The organism is Streptomyces sp. AB3(2024) (assembly GCF_041862025.1).
GTDB lineage: Bacteria > Actinomycetota > Actinomycetes > Streptomycetales > Streptomycetaceae > Streptomyces.
In genome coordinates, this window is the sequence record NZ_JBGWAB010000372.1 from 1 (window position 1) to 328 (window position 328).

The following is a 328-nucleotide window of genomic DNA, read 5'->3' on the forward strand; positions in this document are numbered from 1 at the left end:
TCGGCCGCGAACTCCGCGACCGGCTCGTAGGTGCAGGTGTAGGTGACGCCGAGGATCGCGACGACGCCGATGGTGTTCTCGTCGACGTACTCGCGCAGCTGGTGCGGCAGCAGGCCGGTAGCCCCCGGCTCCACCGGGACCTGCCGCAGCTCCACGTCGAAGTACCGGGCGAACTTCTCCCAGCACACCTGCACCGGCCCGCACACCAGGTTCGGGCGGTCGGTGGACAGGCCGGCGGCACGCCGCCGGTCGCGCCAGCGCCACTTCAGGGCGAGGCCGCAGAGCATGGCGGCCTCGCTGGAGCCGGTGGTCGAACAGCCCACCGCAT

1 protein-coding gene is annotated in these 328 nt (G+C 72.0%); it reads right to left on the reverse strand.

The window, feature by feature from the left end; translation table 11 throughout:
- Positions 1-328 (reverse strand): pyridoxal-dependent decarboxylase (locus tag ACEPPI_RS40825; RefSeq protein ID WP_373920288.1); only part of this gene is annotated, 328 nt, incomplete at both ends.